The following is a 22,956-nucleotide window of genomic DNA, read 5'->3' as shown; positions in this document are numbered from 1 at the left end:
GGCCTTGGGGTTGTTCCGCCCCCCCTTTCTTTTTGCTTTGTTTTGTTTGTTGGTGTGGGGTGTGGCGGGGGTGCCGGGGGTTTTCGGGGGGGGCGGATCCCCCCTTTTTTTGTGTGTGTGTGTGTGGTTTTGGGTGGCGGGGGAGTGGGGGTGCTCTCGTGGGTTTCCGCGGGCCGGCGGGTTGCCGCTCCGTCTGGGTGAGTGGGCGGGCCGGTCGGGCGTGAGACGGGGGCGGGGCCGACAGAGTGGGGGAGAGCGGGGGTTCTCTCCACCGAACCGTCGGGCTTGCATGGCCGCCGGACCAGGGTGGACGAGAGCGAGGAGCGGGGTGTTCGTGTGCTCTGCTGAGGTGGGTGTGGTGGAGACGATCAGCGGCGGTGGTCACTCACCGTCCGTCAGGTGAGGCGGGCACCGGGTCCGGAGACCGGTGGAGGCGGATTCTCCGCCGGTCCTTGGTCTTTCTGTGCGTGATTCCGGCTGGTGCGGACTGTGTGATGGGGCGAGAAGCGGTCTGTGCCGATGGAGAGGCTGTACGCCAGCACAGGTCTTTTGCGTTGCTGGTTCGTTGATATGTGAACTGTCGATGCCGGTGTGGGCTCTCTGACTCTCGATCGTGGTGATGACGGATGGGCAAGGCGGATCGGAGCCGGGGACGGGACGGCGGAGCGTGATGATCTTGTGAGTCGGGTCGGCGCGAGTGGGGGCCCGCGGCCAATAAGCTGGGATGGTTCCTGCAAAGCACGATGATGACAGTGACGGACGTGATGAGCGCGGAAGAGAATCGTCGCGGCGATGAGAATCGCGAGCGGCGTGGCGGTCAGGGAGACGGCAAGCACCGGAACGCCCCTGGAGGTCGGGAAGAGCCGTTCCCACGAGGGCGTGACGGTGCCGGTGGACCGCGCTCTGACGGACCCAAGGACGGGAAGCGAGGGAACCGAAGCGGACAGGCCCGGGGGGAATCGGCCGCTTCGTGGAAGGACCGCCGGCGCGGCTCGGGCGGCCGTCCCGCTGGAGATCGGCGGCGTTGGGAACGCGGCGAGGAGCGGGGACGGACCGAGGGATTCTCTGACCCTCAGGAACGACTGTTCCGGCCCGGTGGACCGGGCGGGCGGAGCGCGGACCGGCCCTTCCGCGCCACAGGAAAGAAGCGTTGGTCGCAGGATCGTGCACCGGGCTCGCGGAGCGACCGGCGGGCGGATCGTCCCGGCGGCGGGCGTCCGCAGCGTCGCTCTGGTGAGGGCAGGCTGTTCTCCTCGGACGACCGTCGGGCCGGCCGGCCGACCGGTGGACGGCGCCGGAGAGGGTTCGAGGAGCGTCCGGCGCGCGTGTCGGAGGAACCGAGGGTTCCCGACGATGTGACCGGCAACGAGCTCGACGCCGAGGTGCGCGCCGAGCTGCGTACCCTGCCCAAGGAGCTCGCGACGAGGGTCGCCCGCCACCTGGTGATGACCGGGCGGCTGATCGACGAGGAACCGGATGTCGCCTACCGGCATGCGCGCGTCGCTCGTCGGCTGGCCTCCCGGGTGGGCATCGTCCGGGAGGCCGCCGGACTGGCCGCCTATCACGCCGGTGAGTGGGCCGACGCGTTGGCGGAGCTGCGTGCGGCTCGGCGGCTGCGCAACACCGAGGAGGCGTACCTGCCGATTCTCGCCGACTGCGAACGCGGGTTGGGGCGTCCCGAGCGGGCTTTGGATCTGGCCAAGTCCCCCGCCGCTCGGCGCCTCGCTCAGGCCGATCGCGTCGAGTTGCGCATCGTCGAGTCGGGTGCGCGCCGTGATCTGGGGCAATACGACGCCGCAGTGGTGACGCTGCAGATCCCTGAACTCCATGACAGGAAGCTGCGGCCTTGGTCGGCCCGACTGTTCTACGCGTACGCCGATGCGCTGCTGGACGCCGGGCGGGAGAAGGAGGCCGTGGAGTGGTTCGCCCGCTCGGCGGCGGCCGACCGTGACGGCGTGACCGACGCTCCCGAACGTTACGCCGAGCTCGAGGGCCTGGAGATCCTCGATCTTGAGGACGAGGCCGCGGAGGGGCCGTCGATCTCGGTCGAGGAGGCCTTGGCGGAGTCGGTTCTGGGAGCCGCCGCGAAGCCGGACGAGACGGCGGAGAAGCCGTCGGCCTCCGCCGAGGAGATCTCCGCCCCCTCGGCCTCCCGGTCCGCCACGGGCGAGACGGCGGCTGAGCCGGCCGGCGCCGAGGACGGCGCGCCCATGGAGGCGACAGAGGAAGCCGCCTCGAAGCCGGGAGAGCCCGCCGAGGACGCCTCTGAGGAGGTCTCCGGAGCGCCGACGGACGAAGAGACGCCGCCGGAGGCGAGGCCGGGAGCGGACGAGGACACGGTGGAGTCCCCAGGCCCCGCGGGGTCGGATCTCGGAGCCGCTTCCGCCGAGGAGTCCTCTGCGGAGCCGTTCGATTCGAAGCCCTCGGCCGCCGATTCGGAGCCCGTGGCCGGGCCTACAAGGGAGACCGGGGAGAAGAGCCCGTCGGACGACGGTTCCGGTGCACGGGAGGATGCCGCCGGGCCGCAGTCCGGCGATGCGCCGCAGACCGGCTGATCTTCCACGTCTCCCGCGGGTGTGATCGGGGCGGGAGCGGCGTTCGCGCCTCCCGCCCCTGCGGCGGCACGGGCCCGGGCCGGTGACGGGCCGACGTCCTCTGCGGCGACCGGTGGGCCGGGGCCCGCTTCTCTGGAGACGATGATCCGGTGCCGCCGGCGTGCGCCGGTGCTCCGAACCCCGTTGCAGGGCGGGCTCTGCGGGTGATCGCCTCGGGGCCGAGGCGCCTTGCTCCTCCCCCGGTGCAAGGCCGGAACGAGAGCGCGCGCCGGACATCGACGCGATCGTTTCACCGAAGGCTCGAAGAGGCTTGCCGAGGGCTCGACGACATGGGAGCCGCGGCATCGAGAATGCCGTCCCCGTGCCGACGTCGGCCCGGGAGCCGGGGCTCCCGCCCGTCCTCCGCCGCAAGGACTGAGGCGTCTGAGGAGAGTTTGAGGGAGTCCGCGTCCTCGGTCGGTGGAAAATGACGGAGGGGTTGACGTCATGAGGATTTTTCACGATATTCACCGAGGCATGGTCGGGTGGCGCGGGCGGTGTCATCCGTCGGTGGTCGACTCGGCCTGACCCTGTCCGTCCGGACGTGAGGAGGGCCATGCCGATCGAGTTGAAGCGACGTGCGTTCCTGCGGAGCACGGCCATCGCAGGGGGAACGGCCGCCTTCTCCGGAGTGCTGTGGCAGCGGGCCTTCGCGGAGCCGGCGCAGCCCGGCGTGGGGCCGTACGGGCCGTTGCAGCCCGCCGACGAGAACGGGATCCAGCTGCCGGAGGGGTTCACCAGCAGGGTGATCGCGCGCTCCATGCAGCGGGTGCCGGGGACTCGGCACACGTGGCATCCGGCTCCGGACGGCGGGGCCTGCTTCCCGGACGGAGACGGCTGGATCTACGTCAGCAACTCCGAGGTTCCGCTGGTGGGCGGGGTGTCGGCCATCCGGTTCGACGCGTCGGGGAACATCGTGGACGCGTACCGGATCCTCAGCGGGACCACGTTGAACTGCGCCGGCGGCGCGACCCCCTGGGGGACGTGGCTGTCGTGCGAGGAGTACGACCTCGGCATCGTCTATGAGACGTACCCGCAGGGCGGCAAGTCCGCGGTGCAGCGTCCGGCCCTGGGCCGGTTCACGCATGAGGCGGCGGCCTGCGATCCGGTGCGGCAGGTGGTCTACCTGACCGAGGACAAATCGGACGGGTGCTTCTACCGGTTCCGTCCCGACACCTGGGGCGACCTGTCGAGCGGGACGCTGGAGGTCCTCGTCGGCTCGGGCACGGGGAAGGTGTCCTGGAAGAAGGTGCCCAACCCGCAGATCTGGATCACCCCCACCCGGCACCAGGTGGACGAGGCGATGCACTTCAACGGGGGCGAGGGCTGCTACTACACCGGGAACGTCTGCTACTTCACCACCAAGGGCGACGGCCGGGTGTGGGCGTACGACGCCGTGGAGTCCACGTTGGAGCTGGTCTACGACGATGACCTGGTGGACGGTGAGGCCCCGCTGACCGGCGTGGACAACATCACCGCCGCGCGGACCGGCGACCTGTACGTGGCCGAGGACGGCGGCAACATGGAGATCAACCTGATCACTCCCGACGGGGTGGTGACGCCGTTCCTGCGGGTACTGGGGCACGAGGAGTCGGAGATCACCGGTCCGGCCTTCTCGCCGGACGGGACCCGGCTGTACTTCTCCTCCCAACGCGGCGCCAGCGGCTTCGTCGGGGGCACCGACGGCTGCACCTACGAGGTCACCGGGCCGTTCCGCCGCTGACGCCGCGGCGGACGCCCGGGCCCGCGGTGCGGGGACGCATCCCTCCGGCGGCGCCCGCGGACGTCGTGGCGGCGTGCCGGAGCCCGATCTCCCTCCCCCCGGGGCGCGGCCGACGACCGCCCGGCCGCGCCCCGGGTCGCGGGATCAAGCGTGCCTGCTGAGGGAGTGGACGATCCCGGAGACGTTGCTGACCGCGCTGCTGAGGATCTCGTACTTCTCCGCCAGTTCCGGGTCGGCGTCCGGACCGAACGCCTTGTACCGTCCCTCGGTGCGCTCCTTGACGGCGGCGACCGCGTGGTCGAGGTCCATGCCCTGGTCGTGGGCGTCGCGGACCGCGTCCACCCAGATCCGCAGCTCCTCGGCGGACCGTTCCAACGTCTCGTTCACCGCGTCCACCGGCCCGTAGTGGGCGAACAGCAGCCGCTGGGGGCCCAGGGAGCGGAACTTCTCCAGCGACGCCAGCGCCGTGTCCAGGTCGAAGTCCGGAGGGGGCGTCGCCGGGCGTACGTCCGCGGTCTCGGGGATGTAGACGCCCGCCGCGTCCCCCACGTACAGGTCGCCGGAGAGGGAGTCGAGCAACCCGATGTGGTGCTTGGCGTGGCCGGGGGAGTAGTGCGTCTCCAGGCGCCGGCCCCCGCCCAGGTCGATCACCCCGGTCTCCTCCACGGCCCTGATCCGGCTCGCCTCGGTCGGCTTGAGCTCCCCGAACACCGTGTCGAGCATGTCGCCGTACACCATGCGGGCGCTGCGCATCAGCCGGGAGGGGTCGGCCAGGTGCCGCGCGCCCTTCTCGTGCACGACGATCTCGGCGTTGGGGTACATGCGGGCCATGTCGCCGACCCCGCCCGCATGGTCCAGGTGGATGTGCGTCACGACCACGGTGGCCAGGTCGTCGGGGCCGATCCCCAGCTCCTCCAGCGCCCGCCGGACGGTCGGCGCGGATCCGCTGGTGCCGGGCTCGACCAGGCACGGCCGGTCGGATCGGATGAGATAACCGGCCGTGATCCCGGAGTATCCGGCCATCCGCGTGTCGATTTCGTAGACCTCGTTCCCCAGGGGGGTGATCGGGCTGTCGGTGCTCATCGCGGCTCCGTTCGTGTGACCTTCGCCGAGGGCCGTGATCGGCTCCGGCGCGGGTTCATCGTAGATCGGGGGCGTCAGCCCAGGTCCAGCAGCCGCATCACCAGGCCGGTCCGCGGTTTGGGGCCGAACGAGGTGGACTTGCGGGGGACCCGTTCGCCCGCGGCGGCCACCGCCAGCACGTCGGCGACCGTCGGCGGGTTCATGATCACCGCGGTGCCGCCGCGGCGCCGGGCCCGGCGCAGGGCGGCCACCGGGTCCTCGTGCACGACCTCGACGGTGCGCTCGTCGGCGTTCACCTCCCACAACCGATCGATCAGCAGCGTGTCGAGCACCGCGGTGTCCAGCCGCCGCCACTGCGGAGAGCGCTCCGCGGGCATCGCCTGGTCCAGCAGGTCGGCGTCCGGGGCGGTCAGCAGCCACAGCCCGTCGGCGCCGCCGAGCAGGAACGCCGGGCCGTCCGCCTCGGCCAGCGCCGCCGTGCCGGCCTTCAGGTCCGGCGTCTCGCGCACGGTGAACGCCTTGGCCGCGCGTTCCGCCGCCTCGCGCGGGTCCAGCCCGGGCAGCACCCGGTGGATCGCGCCGAGCCGCGGCGGGTGCCGCCGCCAGTCCACCAGCAGCGCCAGCCCGTAGTCCCACGGGCCCGGGCCGTCCCCGGCCGCATGACGGCGCTCCTGCAGCGCCTGATAGGTCGCGTACCGGTGGTGTCCGTCGGCGATCATCGCGCGCCGGTCGCGCAGCCCTGTCGTGATCCGCTCCTGCGTCGCCGGATCGTCCACCCGCCACAACCGGTGGAACGTTCCGTCATCGGCTCGGAACTCCGTCACCGGGCGCCGGGTCTCCGCGATCCGGTCCACCACCGCTCCCGGATCGGCCCCCGGGGCGGCGCCGTCCCCCGCCGGGACTCCGGCGGGGCCCTCATAGATGAGGAAGATCGGCTCCAGGTTGGCCCCGGTGGCGGTCATCAGGGCCAGGCGGTCCCGCACGGGGCCGGGGAAGACCTCCTCGTGCGGCAGGACGACCCGGGCGGATTCCGGGCGCAGGCCGACGGCGCCGAGCACGCCGCGCAACAGGGCGCCGTCGGCCGCGACGGTCTCGTAGACGTAGAGGGCGGGCTCGGGATCGGCGACCAGGACGCCCTCGGCCAGCCAGCGGTGCAGGGTCTCGGCGGCGCGCCGGTAGCCGTCCTCTCCGGTCGGCAGGGTGAGCCGCGCCACGTTGCGGCCGTCGCCGGCGGTCAGCCTGCGGACCTCCTCGGGGTCGATCAGGTCGTAGGGCGGGCAGGTCACCGCCGCCAGATCGCCCACCGCCTCAGGCGCGAACCGCACCCCCCGGAAGGGGGCCAGCTCCAGTCCGCCGGCCTCAGAGGACGAACCGTCCAGGGCTGCACCGAAGGGGAGATAGGGGTCCACTGCGGGCATGGTAGTGGGAGAGGCGGCCGGGTCCGACGACCGGGTACGGTCGAACACAGGGTCGGAGAGGAGGTCCATATGCAGATACAAGGAGCGCAGGGACCGGAGGATTCCCCCGGCGACGAACACCGCACCCCCGGCGAGGAGCGTCACGGCGCGGACCGGGAGGGAAGGACCGGAACCGGACCCAGCGGCGGCGTGTACGAGTGGTACACCCGCGGCATGGAGCTGCTGGGCTCGGGCAGCCCGGCGGCGGCGATGCAGCTGCTGCAGCGCGCGGCCGGCGCGGAGCCCTCCTCGCGGAGCATCCGGGAGGCGCTGGCCCGCGCGCAGTTCGGGGCGCGGCGGTTCGCCGAGGCGGCCGACAACTTCCGCTGGATCGTGCAGGAGAACCCGGCCGAGGACTACGCGCTGTTCGGGCTGGGCCTGTCGCTGTCCAGGCTCGGCGACTTCGAGCAGGCCGTGGAGCATCTGGCGCTGGCCGTGGCGATGCGGCCGGAGAACAAGGACTACGTCAAGGCGCTGCGGCACGTGCGGGCCACCCTGCAGGCCCGCCGCTGAGGTCGGCCCCGCACGGCGGCCCTACGATCGCCACCGGGCCCTCCGTCGGGAGGAGGGCCGGGGCCGGGAACCGCGGCGGTGACCGGCACGGGACGAGAGAAGGGGTCGACGACGTGCGCGGATGCGACCGCCCGCTGAGCGAGGCCTATGACGTGGCGCTGCTCGATCTCGACGGCGTGGTGTACGTGGGGCACCGCCCCGTGCCGGGGGCGCCGGAGGCGCTGGCCAAGGCGCGCGCCGCCGGGCAGCGCCTGGCGTTCGTCACCAACAACGCCTCCCGGACGCCCGGCGCGGTGGCGGCGCTGCTCACCGGCATGGGGGTGCCCGCCGACGCCGGCGACGTGGTCACCAGCGCCCAGGCGGCGGCGCGGCTGCTGGCCGAACGGCTGCCCGCCGGGTCCAAGGTGCTGGTCGTCGGCGGGACGGGGCTGCGGCACGCGCTGTACGCCCACGGGCTGGTGCCGGTGTCCACCGCCGCCGAACGCCCCGCCGCCGTCGTCCAGGGCTATGACCCCCACCTGTCGTACGGGCTCATCGCCCAGGGCGCCCAGGCGGTGCTGCAGGGGGCGCTGTTCGTCGCCTCCAACGGCGACCTGACCATTCCCGGCGGGGACGGCCCGCCCCAGCCCGGCAACGGCTCGCTCATGCAGGTGATCAAGGCGGCGACCGGGGTGGACCCGATCGTCACCGGCAAGCCCCGGCGCCCCCTGCATCAGGAGTCGATCATCAGGACCGGCGCCCGCAACCCCCTCATCGTGGGGGACCGGCTGGACACCGACATCGAGGGCGCGCACAACGGCGGCGCCGACAGCATGCTGGTGTTCACCGGCGTCACCGACCCGCTGACCGTGCTGACCGCCGGCCCCCGGCACCGCCCCACCTATCTGGCGGCCGACCTGGGCGGGCTGCTCGTTCCGCATCCTGCGGTGCGCGCGGACGACGACGGCCACCGCTGCGGCGGCTGGACCGCGCGCTGGGCGGGCGCGAAGATCGAGCTGATCGGCGAGGGCGACCCGTGGGACGGGCTGCGCGCCCTGTGCGGCGCGGCCTGGCGCACCGAAGCCCCCGTCGCCGCCGAGGCCGTCGCCGACGCGCTGGAGCGGCTCGACCTCCCCTGACGGGCGGCGTGCGCGGGGAACGGCGTCGTCGCCGGCCGGCTCGGCGAACCCCCGGCGGCGTGCGGCCCGTGCGGCCATGACGCCCGCGGCCGGTCGGGCCGGCGGCTACAACAGCGTGCGCAGCCGCAGCAGGTCCCGGAGGCTCGCCTCGATCTTGAGCCGGCCGGTCGCCCACGCCCGGCCGGCGTGCAGCTCCTCCTTGGCCAGCGCCACCAGATCGTCGCTGCCCACCGTCACCCGCACCTGCCCGTCGCCGGGATCGGCGGTGATCTCGAACGGGTCCAGGCCGCCCGCGTGGATCCGGGACCGCCAGACCACCCCCAGGTCCGGGACACGGCAGGTGATCGTGCGTTCCACCACGTGGCGGGTGAAGAGCTCGGGATCGACGGCGCTCAGCCGGGTGCGGATCAGCTCCAGCGCCGCCCGGCACTCCTCCTCGTTCGCCATGGTCAGGCCGTCCCCCCATCAGTCGCCGGGATGTCGCTTCAGGACGGTAGCGTTCATCCCGACGTGGATGCGACGCAGAGGAGGCACATGTCCGGCGAACCCCCGGCGGGCGCGCCCGGCACGGCGGCCCTCGACGTGGCCGAGGACGGGACCTGGCGGCCCGCGCCGGCCCCCCGGGCCCCGGAGAACGCACCGGCCCCGGCGGCCCCGCAGGAGCCGCGGACCGTGCCGGCGGGCGCGGTGGTGGCGGCGCTGGGCGCGGTGCCGCCGCCGGAGCCGACCGGCGACGAGCGGGTCGACGCCGCCCTCGGCCGGCTGGTCGAGCTGGCCGGGCTGCCGGTGGGCGACCATGTGGAGATCTTCGAGGAGGTCCACCGCGGCCTGCAGGACGTCCTGGCCTCGGTCGATCAGCAGACGCCCGTGCCCAGGCCGCCGGGGCCCGGCATCGTCCCGCCGCGTCCGGGGCACGCCCACCGGAGCGGGGCATGACGACGGGAGGCCGGGAGGCGGCGCGATGCCGGTGACGAGGCGGCGGCTGGACGCGGAGCTGGTGCGGCGCAGGCTCGCCCGATCCCGCGAACAGGCCCGCCGGTTGATCGAGGAGGGCCGGGTGCGGGTCGGCGGCCGCACCGCCGCCAAGGCGGCCACCCAGGTGGAGCCGACCGCCGCGATCGTGGTGGAGGACGCCGACGCCGGGCCGGAGTACGTCTCCCGCGGCGGACACAAGCTCGCCGGGGCGCTCGAGGCGTTCGACGCGCTGACCGTGCGGGGCCGTCGCTGCCTGGACGCGGGAGCCTCCACCGGCGGGTTCACCGACGTGCTGCTGCGCGCCGGCGCGGCCCATGTGATCGCCGTGGACGTCGGCTACGGCCAGCTCGCCTGGTCGCTGCGCACCGACGAGCGGGTCACCGTGCTGGAGCGGACGAACGTCCGTGATCTGACGCCCGCCCGGCTACCCGGAGAGCCGCCGGATCTGGTAGTGGGAGACCTGTCGTTCATCTCGCTGCGGCTGGTGCTGGCGCCCCTGCGGGCCTGCGCCGCCCCGGACGCCGACTTCGTGCTGATGGTCAAGCCCCAGTTCGAGGTCGGCAGGGAGCGGGTGGGCTCCGGCGGGGTCGTCCGCGATCCCGCGCTGCGCGCCGAGGCCGTCCGCGGCGTCGCCGAGCACGCCGCGACGCTGGGCCTGGGCGTCGCCGGGGTGACCGCCAGCCCGCTGCCGGGACCCTCCGGCAACGTCGAGTACTTCCTGTGGATGCGGGCCGGGGCCCCGCCGCTGGACGAGGCCGACCTGGAGCGCGCGATCGCCGAAGGGCCGTCGTGACGACCCGGCGCGGCACCGGCAGGAGAGGGGATCGGGCTCCATGATCGACAACCGTCCGAAGGGCGCGCGGTGAGCGGCCGATCGGTGCTGGTGGTGGCGCACACCGGACGGCCGGAGGCGGTCCGCAGCGCCGCGCTGGTGGTCGAACGGCTGAGCAGGGCCGGCATCGAGGTGCGGGTCCTCGACGAGGAGGCGCCGGATCTGCACTGCTCGGGGGTGCAGGTGGTGCCCGCCTCCGCGGCCGCCGCCGAGGACGCCGAGCTGGTGATGGTGCTCGGCGGCGACGGCACCATCCTGCGCGCCGCCGATCTGGCCCGCCTGTCCGGCACCCCGATGCTCGGCGTCAACCTCGGTCACGTCGGCTTCCTCGCCGAGGCCGAGCGCGACGACCTGACCTCCACCGTCGACCGGGTCGTCGAGCGCCGCTACCACGTCGAGGAGCGCATGACCATCGACGTGGTCGTCCGACGCGACGGGGAGATCGCCGCCACCACCTGGGCGCTCAACGAGGCCACCGTGGAGAAGGCCGAGCGCGAGCGGATGCTGGAGGTGGTCGTGGAGATCGACGGCCGCCCCCTGTCGCACTGGGGCTGCGACGGCGTGGTGTGCGCCACCCCCACCGGCTCGACCGCGTACGCGTTCTCCGCCGGCGGCCCGGTGGTGTGGCCGGAGGTCGAGGCGATGCTGGTGGTGCCGATCAGCGCGCACGCCCTGTTCGCCCGCCCCCTGGCGGTCTCCCCGCGGTCGGTGGTGGCGATCGAGGTGCTGCCGGACACCCCTCGGGCGGTCCTGTGGTGCGATGGGAGGAGGACGGTGGGCCTGCCTCCCGGCGCCCGGGTGGAGGTGCGTCGCGGTGCGATCCCGGTCAAACTGGCCAGACTGCATCGGACCCCGTTCACCGATCGGTTGGTGACCAAGTTCGGTCTCCCGGTGACCGGTTGGCGGGGCCGGGCCCGGCCCGGCGCGGACGACGCCGGTCGGCCCGCAGGGGGATAATCTCTGGCCGTCGACCAAGGGGAAGGGTGTGACGCTCGTGCGGCCGATGGTCGAGGAGGTACGGATCCAGGGCCTGGGCGTGATCGACGAGGCGGTCCTGGACCTGTCCCCGGGGTTCAACGTGGTCACCGGCGAGACCGGTGCCGGCAAGACCATGGTGGTGACCAGCCTCGGGCTGCTGTTCGGGGGGCGCGCCGACCCGCAGCGGGTGCGGCCGGGCGCGGCCCGCGCCACCGTCGAGGGCCGGATCGTGGTCGACCCGCGGGGGCGGGTGGCCGCCCGGGTCGCCGAGGCCGGCGCCGAGTTGGACGAGGACACCCTGATCATCTCCCGGTCGGTCTCCGCCGAGGGCCGCTCCCGGGCCCATCTGGGCGGCCGGTCGGTGCCGGTCAGCACGCTGCTGACGCTGGCCGACGACCTGGTGGCCGTGCACGGACAGTCCGATCAGCAGCGGCTGCTGCAGCCCGCCCGCCAGCGCGCCGCCCTCGACCGGTACGCCGGGGAGGCCCTGACCGGGCCGCTGCGCGCCTACACCGCCGCCTACCAGCGGCACCGCCAGGTGACGGCGTTGCTGGAGGAGCTGACCACCCGGGCCCGCGAGCGCGCCCAGGAGGCCGACATGCTCCGGTTCGGCCTGGAGGAGATCGAGAAGGTCGACCCCAAGCCGGGCGAGGACGCGGAGCTGGCCGCCGAGGCCGAGCGGCTGGGGCACGCCGACGCGCTGCGCACCGCCGCCACCACCGCGCACCAGGCGCTGCTGGGCGACCCCGACGCCCCCGCGGTGACCCCCGCCGACGTGATGAGCCTGCTGGGCACGGCGCGGGCCGCGCTGGAGGGCGTGCGCGACCACGATGAGACCCTCGGCCGGCTCGCCGACCGGCTCGCCGAGGCCGGCTATCTCATCTCCGACGCGGCCACCGAGCTGGCCTCCTACGCCGAGTCGGTGGAGGCCGACCCGGTGCGGCTGGCCGCCGTGCAGGAGCGCCGCGCCGAACTGGCCGGGCTGACCCGCAAGTACGGCGAGGACATCGACGAGGTGCTCGCCTGGGCGCGGCGGTCGGCGGCGCGGCTGGCCGAGCTGGAGGGCGACGATGTGCGCATCGAGGAGCTGCGCGCCGAGCACGCCGAGCTGACCGAGCGGCTGCGGGGACTGGCCGCCGAGCTCACCGAGATCCGCACCCGTGCCGCCGAGCGGTTCGCGGCGGCGGTCACCGAGGAGCTGACCGCGCTGGCGATGCCGCACGCCCGGATCGTGGTGGACGTCACCCCCACCGAGGAGTTCGGGCCGCACGGGGCCGACGAGGTGGAGCTGCGGCTGGCGGCGCATCCGGGCGCGCCGCCGCTGCCGCTGCACAAGGGCGCCTCCGGCGGCGAGCTGTCGCGGGTGATGCTGGCCATCGAGGTGGTGTTCGCCGGCGCCGACCCGGTCCCGACGTTCGTGTTCGACGAGGTCGACGCGGGCGTGGGCGGCAAGGCGGCGGTGGAGATCGGCCGCCGGCTGGCCCGGCTGGCCCGCAACGCCCAGGTGATCGTGGTCACCCATCTGCCGCAGGTCGCCGCGTTCGCCGACCGGCACCTGCTGGTGGCCAAGTCCGACGACGGGTCGGTCACCCGCAGCGGCGTCACCGTCCTGGAGGGCGAGGCCAGGGTGCGGGAGCTGTCGCGGATGCTGGCCGGGCTGGAGGATTCGGAGCTGGGCCGCGCCCACGCCGAGGAGCTGCTGGAACTGGCCGCCCGGGACCGGCGCGGCGCCGGCTGAGTCCGCTCGAGGTCAAAAGGTCACCGAGCGTGTGCGAACGGACACGCGCGTCCGTTCGTCTTTCACTCGGTACCCTCCCGTGCTCTGGCAGGATGACAGGTGATGAACGAAAGGCCTTCGCTCGCCGTCCGGCGCGCCCGTGCCGTCCATCGACGGCTCTCGCGGCGCGTGCTCGGCCTGGCCAAGGACGACGACCGGCCGGGGGTACGGGCCGAGGTCCGGTTGGACCGCCGCACCAAGAAGCTCACCAAGCGGCTGCAGCCCGGCGAGATCGCCGTGATCGACCATGTGGACCTGGACCGGGTCAGCGCCGAGGCCCTGGTGTCCTGCAAGGTCGGAGCGGTGGTCAACGCCGCCCCCAGCATCTCCGGCCGTTACCCCAACCTGGGTCCGCAGATCCTGCTGGAGGCCGGGATCCCGCTGGTCGACGACGTGGGGCCGGAGATCTTCACCCGGCTCGCCGAGGGCGATCAGGTCCGGGTGCACGAGGGCGTGGTCTACCGCGGCGACGAGGTCATCGCCAAGGGCACCGAGCAGACCGCCGAGACCGTCTCCGAGTCGCTGGCCGCCGCCAAGGCGGGGCTGGCCAACCAGCTCGAGGCGTTCGTCGCCAACACCCTGGAGTACATGCGGCGCGAGCGCGACCTGCTCATCGACGGGGTCGGCGTCCCGGACGTGGCCACTTCCCTGGAAGGGCGGCACGCGCTGATCGTGGTGCGCGGCTATCACTACCGCGAGGACATCGCCACGCTGCGCCCCTACATCCGCGAGTACCGGCCGGTGCTGATCGGAGTGGACGGCGGGGCGGACGCGCTGCTGGAGGCCGGGTACAAGCCCGACATGATCGTCGGGGACATGGACTCGGTCTCCGACGAGGCGCTGACCTGCGGGGCCGAGCTGGTGGTGCACGCCTACCGGGACGGCCGCGCGCCCGGCCTGAAGCGGGTCAAGGACCTCGGGCTGGACGCGGTGGTGTTCCCCGCCACCGCCACCAGCGAGGACATCGCGATGCTGCTGGCCGACGACAAGGGCGCCAGCCTCATCGTCGCGGTCGGCACGCACGCCAACATGGTCGAGTTCCTCGACAAGGGCCGGGCCGGGATGTCCAGCACGTTCCTGACGCGGCTGCGGGTGGGCAGCAAGCTGGTCGACGCCAAGGGCGTGTCCCGGCTGTACCGCAGCCGGATCTCCGGCTGGTCGCTGCTGCTGCTGGTGTTCGGCGCGTTCATCGCCATGACCGTCGCGGTGCTGGTCTCGCCGATCGGGGAAGTGATCTGGCCCCTGTTGGCCGAGCGCTGGCACGCCTTCCTCTTCTGGCTGACCGGACTGTTCACGTGATCGACTTCCGTTATCACCTCGTCTCCATCGTCGCGATCTTCCTGTCGCTGGCGGTCGGGCTCGTGCTGGGCGCCACCGCGCTGTCCGATCCGCTGCTGGGCACCCTGAAGAAGGAGGTCGCCGCCACCGGCAAACGCAACGAGGAGCTGCGCGCCCGGCAGCGTCAACTGCTCACCCAGGTGGAGGGCGAGGAGCGGTTCGCCGCCGCGGTCGGCCCGCACGTGCTGGCCGGGCGGCTGAAGAACCAGTCGGTGGTGCTGGTGGAGACCCCCGGCGCCGGCTCCGAGAGCCTCAACAAGATCGCCGAGCTGCTCGGCGAGAAGGTCGCCGGGGCGACCGTCACCGGACGGGTCACCGTGCAGAAGAAATTCCTCGACGACGACCAGGCCGCCACTCTCGACCAGCTGGCCGAGCAGCTGCGCCCCGCCGACATGACCTTCCCCAGGGGCGCCGGCCCGTACGACAAGGCGGCCCAGGTGCTGGCCGCCGCGCTGCTGACCGACGATCCGTCCAAGGCGCTGCGCGACGACGCCTCCAGCAAGGCGACGTTGGAGGCGTTCAAGTCGGCGGGTTTCGTGACCGTCAGCGGACGGCCCACCCAGCACGCGACGCTCGCCGTCATGGTCGCGCCCTCCTCCCCCTACCAGCAGGACGGGGCGGACACCGACAACCGGGCGCTGCTGTCCCTGGCGCGCGCGCTGGACGCGGCCGGACGCGGCGGCGTGCTGGCCGGCCCGATCACCGCGGTCGACGACGGCGGGCTGATCGCGGCGCTGCGCGAGTCCGACATCGGCGAGCGGGTGTCCTCCGTCGACACCATCGACCAGTCCTCCGGCCGGATCGTCACCGTGCTGGCGCTGGAGGAGCAGCTCGCCGGCAAGGTCGGGCACTACGGCATCGGCGAGGACGCCCGCGCCTATCTGCCCGCCCTCGGCCCGGCATCGGGAGACGACGAATGAAAGCCTTGATCACCGGCGGCCTGCTGGGCGCCGCCGCCGCCCGCATCGCCTACCTCGCGCTGACCCGCCGCCCGCCCGGCGTGGGCGGGCGCGACGGAGCAGAGGTCTGGGGCCGCACCAACCATCGGGGCGAGCCGGTCACCCTGCTGGAGGGGCCGGCGTTCGTGGCCGGCGCGGCGGTCGGGGGGCTGGCGGTCCCCGGACTGCCCGGCCGGCTGCGGGCCGCCGCCCTGCTGGCCGGGACGGGCGCCGGGGTGCTCGGCGCCTACGACGACCTGGCGGGCTCGGCGTCCTCCCGCGGCTTCAAGGGGCATCTGGGGGCGCTGGCGCGCGGAGAGGTCACCAGCGGCGCGGTCAAGATCCTCGGCATCGGGGCGACCGGGCTGGCCGCCGCCGCGATCGCCGGATCGTCGGCGCCGACCGCGGCGGGCCGGGTCTTCGACGCGGTGACCGGCGGGGCGGTGGTGGCGACCGCCGCCAACCTGGCGAACCTGTTCGACCTGCGGCCCGGACGGGCGATCAAGGTCGGCCTGCTGGCCGGGGCGCCGCTGGCGGCCGCCGGCCCCGCCCAGGCCGCGGTGGTCGCCGCGCCGCTGGGGGCCGCGGTCGCGCTGTTGCCCGAGGACCTGGGCGAGCGGGCGATGCTCGGGGACGCGGGCGCCAACGCGCTCGGCGCGCTGCTGGGACTGGCCGCCAGCCGGCTGCCGCGCGGCCCCCGGCTGGCGGTGCTGGCCGGCCTGGTCGGGCTGAACGTCGCCAGCGAGTTCGTCAGCTTCACCAAGGTCATCGCGGGCAACCCGGTGCTGAACCGGCTGGACATGCTGGGGCGCCGCCCGCCGGCCGCGCCGCGCCCCCAACGACCGGCGACCGACGAGGTCGCCGAGTCCGCGTAGTGGGCCTGGCGTTCCGGTCCCGGACGGGCGGGGGCCGCCCCGACCCGTCGGCGTCGGGGCGGCGTGCGGGCGCCGGCGGGAAAGGCCCGGTGCGGCGGCTCACCGGCGGGCTGGCGGGCGCGGCGGTCCTCATCGGCGCGCTGACGGTGCTGTCCCGGCTGGCGGGGTTCGGCCGGACGCTGGTGTTCTCGCAGACCGTCACGGCCCAGTGCGTGGGGCAGGTCTACAACGCCGCCAACATGCTCCCCACGATCGTGTTCGAGATCGTGGCGGGCGGGGCGCTGGCCGGGATGGTGGTCCCGGTGCTGGCCGGGCCGGTCGAACGCGGCGAGCGCGAGCACGTTCACCGCACCGCCTCGGCGATGCTGACCTGGGTGGTGCTGGCGCTGCTGCCGCTGTCGGCGGCGATGGCGCTGGCCGCCAGACCGCTGATGGCGCTGCTGGTGCCCGGCGACGCCCAGGGCTGCTCGGTGCGCGACGCGATCGCGGTCGGCGCCGACATGCTGGTGGTGTTCGCCCCGCAGGTGGTGCTGTACGGGCTGGCCGTCGTGCTGTACGGGGTGCTGCAGGCGCACCGGCGGTTCACCGGCCCGGCGCTGGCGCCGCTGGTGTCGAGCATCGTGGTGATGGGCGCGTACCTGCTGTTCGTGCCGTGGGGCGCCGACCACCGCGGCGATCTGGCGGGGCTGCCGCGGACCGCCGAGCTGATCCTGTCGGTGGGCACCACGCTGGGGGTGGCGGCGCTGGTCGGCACCGCCGTGGCGGCGGCGTGGCCGTTGCGGCTGCGGCTGCGGCCGACGCTGCGCTTCCCCGACGGGGTGGCCGCCCGGGTGCGGTCGCTGGCCGCGGCGGGTCTGTCGACGGTCGCCGCCCAGCAGGTCGCCACCCTCGCGGTGATCGTGCTGAGCTGGCGGGGCACGCCCGGGGCGCTGGCCGACTACGGCTACGCCTGGGCGGTGTATCTGCTGCCGTGGGCGATCCTGGCGGTGCCGATCGCCACCAGCGCGTTCCCCGTGCTGTCGGCGCGGGTGGGCGACCGGGAGGCGTTCGACGCCGTCACCGCCTCCACCACGCGGGCGGTGCTGCTGGTGTCGGGGGCCGGAACGGCGGGACTGGCGGCGATCGCGGTCCCCGCCGCGCATTTCCTGGACAGCGCGCCGGGCACGCATCCGCAGGTGCTGGCACGCGGCGTCCTGGCGTTCGCCCCCGGACTGATCGGCTACGGTCTGGTGGCGCACCTGGGGCGGGTGCTGCTGGCCTGCGGGCGGAACCGGGCCTCGGCCGCGGCGACGGTCACCGGGTGGCTGACGGTGCTGGTCGTCGACGTGGCTCTGGTGGCGGCGGTGCCGCCGGAGTGGGTGGTGGCGGCGTTCGGGATCGGCAACACCGTCGGGATGACGGTGGCGGGCGCGCTGCTGACGGTCGCGGTGCTGCACGCCCGAGGGCGGAGGGCGCTGGCCGGGGCCGGCCGCGCGATCGCGGCGGCGCTCGGCGGGGCGGCGCTGGGCGGCGGGGCCGGATACGGCCTCGCCGCGGCCCTCGGCCCGGGCGGTCGGGTCGGCGACATGGTCACGGCCGCGGGGGCCGCGGCGGCGGCCGGTGCGGTGTTCCTGGCGGTCGCGTTCGTGATCGACGGCCGCGATCTGCGCGCCGTCCTCAGCCGAAAGGTCGCTCGTGAGGGAACTTGACGGGATGAAGGTCGCGCTGGTGCTGGGGAGCAGCACCGGGGGAGTGGGCCGGCACGTCCGTTCGGTGGCCGCCGGGCTGGCGAGGCGCGGTGCGCGCGTCGTGGTGTGCGGACCGGCCGAGACCGAGGAGATGTTCGGATTCGCCGCGGCGGGGGCGCGGTTCGCGGCGGTGGCGATCGCCGACCGGCCCCGTCCGCCGTCGGACGCTCGTGCGGTGATGCGGCTGCGGCGGTTGTTGGCCGGCGCGGACGTGGTCCATGCGCACGGGCTGCGAGCGGGGGCGCTGGCGGCGCTGGCGTGCGCCCGCATCGCGCCGGGCGGGTCCCGGGCCGGCCGCGGCCGGGTCCCGGTCGTGGTGACCCTGCACAACGCGCTGATCACGGGCGGGGCGATCGGGATGGCGTACCGGACGCTGGAGCGGATCGTCGCCGGGTGCGCCGACCACGTCCTCGGGGTCTCGCCCGACCTGGAGGAGCGGATGCGCGAGCTCGGGGCGCGTCGGGTGGGACGCGCGCTGGTGCCGGCGCCCGCCCCCGCGGGCCCGGCGCCCGGGCTGGCGGAGCGGGAGGCGATCCGCGCCGAGCTGGGCGTGGAGGACCGGCCGTTGCTGGTCACCGTGGGCCGGCTGGCGGCGCAGAAGGGACTGCCGACCCTGCTGGACGCCGCCGCGGGCTGGGCGCGCCGCACCCCGCCGCCGCTGGTGGCCGTCGTCGGGGACGGTCCCCTGGAAGGGGAGCTGCGCGCCCGGATCGACGCCGAGGGGCTGCCGGTCCGGCTGCTGGGCCGCCGTTCGGACGTGCCGGAGGTGCTGGCCGCCGCCGACGTCGCCGTGGTGCCCAGCGTGTGGGAGGGGCAGCCGCTGATCGTCCAGGAGATCCTGCGCGCCGGGCGGCCCCTGGTGGCCACCCGGGTCGGCGGGATCCCGGCGCTGCTGGGCGCCGGGGAGGACGGGGACGCCGAGGCGGGGCTGCTGGTCCCGCCCGGGGACGCCGCCGCCCTGGAACGCGCGGTCGCCCGGATCCTGGACGACCCGGCGTTGGCGGTGCGGCTCGGCGCCGCGGCCGCGCAGCGGGCCGTCGCGCTGCCCACCGAGGAGGAGGCGGTGGAGGAACTGGCCGATCTCTATGGAGAGGTGATCGGGCGGTCCGCGTGATCCGCGGCGGACACGGGGACACGACGTCGTCGTCTTCGCGCACGGCGGCCGGCCGCGGGGACGGAGCCGGAACCGGTCGATGGCTGTCCCTTCTACAGAATGCTGTTCTAGAATCTGCGTCGGAACGTGGGCGGGACATATCCGGAGCCACCCGCGCGACCAGCAACTGACCAGCAGAGAAGGTGACGAATGGCCATCGGGCTGACCGAAGAGCACGAGGCGCTTGCCGAGTCGGTGCGCGGGTTCGCCGAGCGCCACATCTCCCCCCAGGTGGTCCGCGCCGCGCTGGACGCCGACACCGAGACCGAACCGCAGTTCTGGTCCGCGCTCGCCGAGCAGGGTCTGCTGGGCCTGCACCTGGCCGAGGAGCACGGCGGGCAGGGCTACGGCACGCCCGAGCTGGCCGTGGCGCTGGAGGAGCTCGGCCGTGCCGCCGCCCCCGGGCCGTTCCTGCCGACCGTGCTCGCCAGCGCCGCGATCGACGCGAGCGACAACGACAAGGCCAAGAGCGAGCTGCTGCCCGGACTGGCCGACGGCTCCCGCACCGGCGCGCTGGCGCTGGCCGGCGGGCTGACCGGCCGCCGGGAGGGCGACCGTCTGGTGGTCTCCGGCGCCGCCGAGCCGGTGCTGGGCGCCGGCCTGGCCGATGTGCTGGTGCTGCCGGTGGAGGTGGACGGCGGCCGGCAGTGGGTCGCGGTGGACGCCGCCGAGGTGACCGTGACCCCGCTGGAGAGCCTGGACAAGGTGCGCCGGGTCGCCAAGGTCGAGGCCGCCGAGGTGACCGTGGCCGCCGACCGGGTGCTCACCGGGCTGCGCACCGAGCGGGTTCGCGAGCTGGCCACCGTGCTGCTGGGCGCCGAGAGCGTCGGCGCCGCCTCCTGGTGCGTGACCACCGCCGCGGAGTACGCCAAGGTCCGCGAGCAGTTCGGCCGGCCGATCGGGCAGTTCCAGGGCGTCAAGCACAAGGCCGCCCGGATGCTGATCGCCCTGGAGAAGGCCCGCGCCGCGGTGTGGGACGCCGCTCGCGCCCTCGACGAGGAGCCCGCCCCCGAGACCGAGTTCGCCATCGCGGTCGCCGGCGCCGTCGCCCCCGAGTCGTGCGCGCAGATCGCCCGCGACTGCATCCAGATCCTCGGCGGCATCGGCTTCACCTGGGAGCACGACGCCCACATCTACCTGCGCCGCGTGCTGAGCCTGCGGGCGCTGCTGGGCCCCGCCAAGGACTACGCGGCCGCCGTCGCCGAGCTCGGCCTGGCCGGGCACCGCCGGCCGATCGAACTGGAGCTGGACGACGACACCCAGCCGCTGCGCGAGCGGATCCGCGCCGAGATCGCCGAGCGGCTGGCCCCGCTCAAGGACGACAAGGAGGCCCTGCACCGCACGATGGGCGATGAGGGCTGGACCGCCCCGCACCTGCCCGAGCCGTGGGGCCGCGGCGCCGGACCGGTCGAGCAGATCCTCATCCAGCAGGAGCTCAAGGCCGCCGGGATCAAGCCGCCGAACCTGATGATCGGCACCTGGCTGGTGCCGTCCCTGGTCGCCTACGGCACCGAGGAGCAGAAAGAGCGCTTCCTGCGGCCCACCCTGCGCGGCGAGATGATCTGGTGCCAGCTGTTCAGCGAGCCCGGCGCCGGCTCCGACCTGGCCTCGCTGTCGATGAAGGCCGAGAAGGTCGAGGGCGGCTGGCGGCTGACCGGCCAGAAGATCTGGACCTCGGTCGCGCACATGGCCCAGTGGGGCTTCTGCATCGCCCGCACCGACCCCGACGCTCCCAAGCACGAGGGCATCACCTACTTCCTGGTCGACATGAAGTCCGAGGGCGTGGACGTGCGCCCGCTGCGGGAGATGACCGGCGACGCGCTGTTCAACGAGGTCTTCCTCGACGGGGTGTTCGTCCCCGACGACTGCGTGGTCGGCAAGGTCAACGAGGGGTGGAAGGTCGCCCGCAACACCCTCAGCAACGAGCGGGTGTCGCTGTCGACCGGCGGCGGCCTGGGCATGGGCGTGCCCGAGCTGCTGAAGTTCTTCGAGGGCGCCGAGCTGGACCCGGTGACCGCCGCCGAGGTCGGCGCCCTGATCGCCCAGGGCCAGGCCATCGACCTGCTGGCGCTGCGCAGCACCCTCAAGCAGCTCAACGGCGTGGAGCCCGGCGCCGAGGCCAGCGTCCGCAAGCTGCTGGGCGTGCAGTTCAACCAGGACGTGGCCGACTACTGCTGGGCCGCGCAGGGGGCGGCCGCCGCCACCGAGACGCCGGCGACCCGCAGCGGCATCATGGCCCGGGCCATGCTGTTCAGCCGCGCGATGACGATCTACGGCGGCACCACCGAGGTGCAGCTCAACATCATCGGCGAACGTCTGCTCGGCCTCCCCCGGGACCCCGAGCCCGGCAAGTGACGCCGAGCCGGCCGCGTGCGCTCGCATCCCGCGGGACCCTCCGTGGGCGAGGGGATGCGAGCGCCCGGCCGTGTCCGGAAGATCCCGGTTACACTGCGGCAGTCCCCCGATTCGGAGGTGGCACACGTGACCGGTTCGTTGCGCTCGATCCTCCTGACGGCGTTCACGGCGGCGGCGCTGACCCTGACGGGCTGCTCCGGCGGCGAGGACCCCGGCCCGGCCGAGGCCGCGGGCGGACCGAGCGGCACCCCCGGCCGGACGGCGGCCGGAGCGCCCACCAGCGGCGTGCTCCCGTCCGACGTCCCCGGCGGGCCGGGCCCGATCACCGGCGCGGACGTGCCGATCACCGGGGCCCCGCTGCCGAAGGTCCGGGCGGGCCAGGTCAAACCCCTGGTCGGCAAGTGGGTGGGCAAGGGCCCGGCCCAGGACTACTTCGTCTTCCGGGCCGACGGGACGGGCGCCTGGATCGCCCGCGGCCGCACCCTGTGGGCGGGCCAGGTGATCCCCGACGGGCCCAACCGGTTCCGCTTCTCCTGGGAGGGGACCGACCCGCGGGAGGCGTCCTTTTGGGGTGTCACGCTGAGCTCCGGCGGCGACCGGCTGGTGTTCGGCGGCACCAACCAGACCTATACCAAGGTGGCTTCGTGACGTTGTTCTCCTCACCGGCGGAGGTCGTGCGGCGGCTCGGCGAGGTCGGCTATCTGGCCGACGACGCCATCGCCACCACCGTGTACCTGGCCGACGCCCTCGGCAAACCGCTGCTGGTGGAAGGCCCCGCCGGGGTCGGCAAGACCGAGCTGGCCAAGGCGGTGTCGGCCGCCACCGGCGCGGAGCTGGTCCGGCTGCAGTGCTACGAAGGGCTGGACGAGGCCCGCGCCCTGTACGAGTGGAATTACAAAAAGCAGCTGCTGCGGATCCAGGCCGCCCCCTCCGACCAGGCGTGGGAGACCACCCACGACGACATCTTCACCGAGGAGTTCCTGCTGGAGCGGCCGCTGCTGACGGCGATCCGGCGGACCGGCCCGACGGTGCTGCTGATCGACGAGACCGACAAGGCCGACGTCGAGGTGGAGGGGCTGCTGCTGGAGGTGCTGTCGGACTTCCAGGTCACCATCCCCGAACTGGGCACCATCACCGCCGTCCGCCGCCCGTTCGTGGTGCTGACCTCCAACGCCGCCCGGGAGCTGTCGGAGGCGCTCAAGCGCCGCTGCCTCTACCTGCACCTGGACTATCCCACGCCGGAGCGGGAGCGCGACATCGTGCTGGCCCGCGTCCCCGGCATCGAGGCCGACCTGGCCGAGCAGCTGGTGCGCACGGTGGGCGCGCTGCGCGCCCTGGACATCAAGAAGGCCCCGTCCATCGCCGAGACCGTCGACTGGGCCCGCACCCTGCTGGCGCTCGGACTGGACGAGCTGGACGAGGCGGCCGTCGCGCGGACCCTCGGCGTGGTCCTCAAGCACGTCTCCGACCAGCGGCGGGCCGCCCGGGAGCTGGGGCTTCCGGCCGAGGGCTGAGCCGCG

The 22,956-nt window shown here is 74.1% G+C and carries 19 protein-coding genes; 16 read left to right on the top strand and 3 right to left on the bottom strand.

Annotation, left to right across the window (positions count from 1 at the left end; genetic code table 11):
• Nucleotides 1–1,382: 1,382 nt before the first annotated feature.
• Entirely contained in the window at nucleotides 1,383–2,555 is a 1,173-nt protein-coding gene (locus tag EIO00_RS25380) for a hypothetical protein (protein WP_241661460.1), read from the top strand.
• 595 nt (nucleotides 2,556–3,150) lie between these two features.
• Nucleotides 3,151–4,317: an alkaline phosphatase PhoX gene (locus tag EIO00_RS18925; protein ID WP_206664188.1), complete on the top strand. Its 1,167-nt coding sequence runs from the start codon at nucleotides 3,151–3,153 to the stop codon at nucleotides 4,315–4,317.
• Between the two features lie 144 nt (nucleotides 4,318–4,461).
• Here the strand turns inward: EIO00_RS18925 and EIO00_RS18920 are convergent, their stop codons facing one another.
• The gene (locus EIO00_RS18920) at nucleotides 4,462–5,400 is read right to left on the bottom strand and encodes an MBL fold metallo-hydrolase (RefSeq protein WP_140180823.1); all 939 of its coding nucleotides are present in this window, start codon (nucleotides 5,398–5,400) and stop codon (nucleotides 4,462–4,464) included.
• Nucleotides 5,401–5,474: 74 nt separating this feature from the next.
• A complete protein-coding gene (locus tag EIO00_RS18915; RefSeq protein WP_140180821.1) occupies nucleotides 5,475–6,818 on the bottom strand; it encodes a DUF1015 domain-containing protein in 1,344 nt (447 codons plus the stop codon).
• Nucleotides 6,819–6,887: 69 nt separating this feature from the next.
• Between EIO00_RS18915 and EIO00_RS18910 the strand changes: the two genes are divergently transcribed.
• Together EIO00_RS18910 and EIO00_RS18905 are read left to right on the top strand one after the other, a co-directional pair.
• The gene (locus EIO00_RS18910; RefSeq protein ID WP_161602754.1) at nucleotides 6,888–7,370 is read left to right on the top strand and encodes a tetratricopeptide repeat protein; all 483 of its coding nucleotides are present in this window, start codon (nucleotides 6,888–6,890) and stop codon (nucleotides 7,368–7,370) included.
• A gap of 113 nt (nucleotides 7,371–7,483) precedes the next feature.
• A complete protein-coding gene (locus tag EIO00_RS18905; RefSeq protein WP_140180819.1) occupies nucleotides 7,484–8,488 on the top strand; it encodes an HAD-IIA family hydrolase in 1,005 nt (334 codons plus the stop codon).
• A 105-nt stretch (nucleotides 8,489–8,593) separates the two neighbouring features.
• On the opposite strand, the gene EIO00_RS18900 is transcribed toward EIO00_RS18905, so the two are convergent.
• Nucleotides 8,594–8,935 (bottom strand): SCP2 sterol-binding domain-containing protein, encoded by a 342-nt coding sequence (locus EIO00_RS18900; protein WP_140180817.1) that lies wholly within the window; start codon nucleotides 8,933–8,935, stop codon nucleotides 8,594–8,596.
• A gap of 87 nt (nucleotides 8,936–9,022) precedes the next feature.
• Between EIO00_RS18900 and EIO00_RS18895 the strand changes: the two genes are divergently transcribed.
• The 12 genes from EIO00_RS18895 (at nucleotide 9,023) to EIO00_RS18840 (ending at nucleotide 22,950) form a co-directional block, all read left to right on the top strand.
• Complete coding sequence (locus EIO00_RS18895; protein WP_140180815.1) at nucleotides 9,023–9,424, top strand: hypothetical protein; 402 nt, start codon at nucleotides 9,023–9,025, stop codon at nucleotides 9,422–9,424.
• 25 nt (nucleotides 9,425–9,449) lie between these two features.
• On the top strand, nucleotides 9,450–10,256 hold the full coding sequence (locus EIO00_RS18890) for a TlyA family RNA methyltransferase (protein ID WP_140180813.1): 807 nt from the start codon (nucleotides 9,450–9,452) through the stop codon (nucleotides 10,254–10,256).
• A gap of 69 nt (nucleotides 10,257–10,325) precedes the next feature.
• A complete protein-coding gene (locus EIO00_RS18885; protein ID WP_140180811.1) occupies nucleotides 10,326–11,252 on the top strand; it encodes an NAD kinase in 927 nt (308 codons plus the stop codon).
• A gap of 46 nt (nucleotides 11,253–11,298) precedes the next feature.
• Nucleotides 11,299–13,011 (top strand): DNA repair protein RecN, encoded by a 1,713-nt coding sequence (gene recN / locus EIO00_RS18880; protein WP_140180835.1) that lies wholly within the window; start codon nucleotides 11,299–11,301, stop codon nucleotides 13,009–13,011.
• Between the two features lie 102 nt (nucleotides 13,012–13,113).
• Nucleotides 13,114–14,349: a putative cytokinetic ring protein SteA gene (gene steA / locus EIO00_RS18875; protein WP_140180809.1), complete on the top strand. Its 1,236-nt coding sequence runs from the start codon at nucleotides 13,114–13,116 to the stop codon at nucleotides 14,347–14,349.
• Nucleotides 14,346–15,308, top strand: coding sequence for a copper transporter (locus EIO00_RS18870; RefSeq protein WP_140180807.1), 963 nt, complete (start codon nucleotides 14,346–14,348; stop codon nucleotides 15,306–15,308). Before steA ends, EIO00_RS18870 begins: the two co-directional genes overlap by 4 nt.
• Nucleotides 15,305–16,201, top strand: coding sequence for a hypothetical protein (locus EIO00_RS18865; RefSeq protein WP_140180805.1), 897 nt, complete (start codon nucleotides 15,305–15,307; stop codon nucleotides 16,199–16,201). Before EIO00_RS18870 ends, EIO00_RS18865 begins: the two co-directional genes overlap by 4 nt.
• A gap of 89 nt (nucleotides 16,202–16,290) precedes the next feature.
• Nucleotides 16,291–17,889 carry a murein biosynthesis integral membrane protein MurJ gene (murJ, locus tag EIO00_RS18860; protein ID WP_140180802.1) on the top strand — a complete coding sequence of 533 codons (1,599 nt, stop codon included), beginning with the start codon at nucleotides 16,291–16,293 and terminating at the stop codon, nucleotides 17,887–17,889.
• A 4-nt stretch (nucleotides 17,890–17,893) separates the two neighbouring features.
• On the top strand, nucleotides 17,894–19,042 hold the full coding sequence (locus EIO00_RS18855; RefSeq protein ID WP_140180833.1) for a glycosyltransferase family 4 protein: 1,149 nt from the start codon (nucleotides 17,894–17,896) through the stop codon (nucleotides 19,040–19,042).
• A gap of 189 nt (nucleotides 19,043–19,231) precedes the next feature.
• Nucleotides 19,232–21,436 (top strand): acyl-CoA dehydrogenase family protein, encoded by a 2,205-nt coding sequence (locus EIO00_RS18850; protein WP_140180800.1) that lies wholly within the window; start codon nucleotides 19,232–19,234, stop codon nucleotides 21,434–21,436.
• Nucleotides 21,437–21,562: 126 nt separating this feature from the next.
• Nucleotides 21,563–22,084 carry a hypothetical protein gene (locus EIO00_RS18845; RefSeq protein ID WP_241661459.1) on the top strand — a complete coding sequence of 174 codons (522 nt, stop codon included), beginning with the start codon at nucleotides 21,563–21,565 and terminating at the stop codon, nucleotides 22,082–22,084.
• 2 nt (nucleotides 22,085–22,086) lie between these two features.
• Nucleotides 22,087–22,950, top strand: coding sequence for an AAA family ATPase (locus EIO00_RS18840; RefSeq protein WP_422100057.1), 864 nt, complete (start codon nucleotides 22,087–22,089; stop codon nucleotides 22,948–22,950).
• Nucleotides 22,951–22,956 lie beyond the last annotated feature (6 nt).

This window comes from Thermomonospora catenispora (assembly GCF_006363815.1).
GTDB lineage: Bacteria > Actinomycetota > Actinomycetes > Streptosporangiales > Streptosporangiaceae > Thermomonospora > Thermomonospora catenispora.
The sequence above is the reverse complement of the archived record's forward strand: the minus strand, read 5'-3'. Positions and strand labels throughout refer to the sequence as shown.

What these genes read in the sequence shown, in the direction of transcription:
- EIO00_RS18925 (WP_206664188.1), top strand. Translation starts at nt 3,151, where the DNA reads ATGCCGATCGAGTTGAAGCGACGTGCGTTCCTGCGGAGCACGGCCATC.
- EIO00_RS18920 (WP_140180823.1), bottom strand. Translation starts at nt 5,400, where the DNA reads ATGAGCACCGACAGCCCGATCACCCCCCTGGGGAACGAGGTCTACGAA.
- EIO00_RS18915 (WP_140180821.1), bottom strand. Translation starts at nt 6,818, where the DNA reads ATGCCCGCAGTGGACCCCTATCTCCCCTTCGGTGCAGCCCTGGACGGT.
- EIO00_RS18910 (WP_161602754.1), top strand. Translation starts at nt 6,888, where the DNA reads ATGCAGATACAAGGAGCGCAGGGACCGGAGGATTCCCCCGGCGACGAA.
- EIO00_RS18900 (WP_140180817.1), bottom strand. Translation starts at nt 8,935, where the DNA reads ATGGCGAACGAGGAGGAGTGCCGGGCGGCGCTGGAGCTGATCCGCACC.
- EIO00_RS18895 (WP_140180815.1), top strand. Translation starts at nt 9,023, where the DNA reads ATGTCCGGCGAACCCCCGGCGGGCGCGCCCGGCACGGCGGCCCTCGAC.
- EIO00_RS18890 (WP_140180813.1), top strand. Translation starts at nt 9,450, where the DNA reads ATGCCGGTGACGAGGCGGCGGCTGGACGCGGAGCTGGTGCGGCGCAGG.
- recN (WP_140180835.1), top strand. Translation starts at nt 11,299, where the DNA reads ATGGTCGAGGAGGTACGGATCCAGGGCCTGGGCGTGATCGACGAGGCG.
- steA (WP_140180809.1), top strand. Translation starts at nt 13,114, where the DNA reads ATGAACGAAAGGCCTTCGCTCGCCGTCCGGCGCGCCCGTGCCGTCCAT.
- EIO00_RS18865 (WP_140180805.1), top strand. Translation starts at nt 15,305, where the DNA reads ATGAAAGCCTTGATCACCGGCGGCCTGCTGGGCGCCGCCGCCGCCCGC.
- EIO00_RS18855 (WP_140180833.1), top strand. Translation starts at nt 17,894, where the DNA reads ATGAAGGTCGCGCTGGTGCTGGGGAGCAGCACCGGGGGAGTGGGCCGG.
- EIO00_RS18850 (WP_140180800.1), top strand. Translation starts at nt 19,232, where the DNA reads ATGGCCATCGGGCTGACCGAAGAGCACGAGGCGCTTGCCGAGTCGGTG.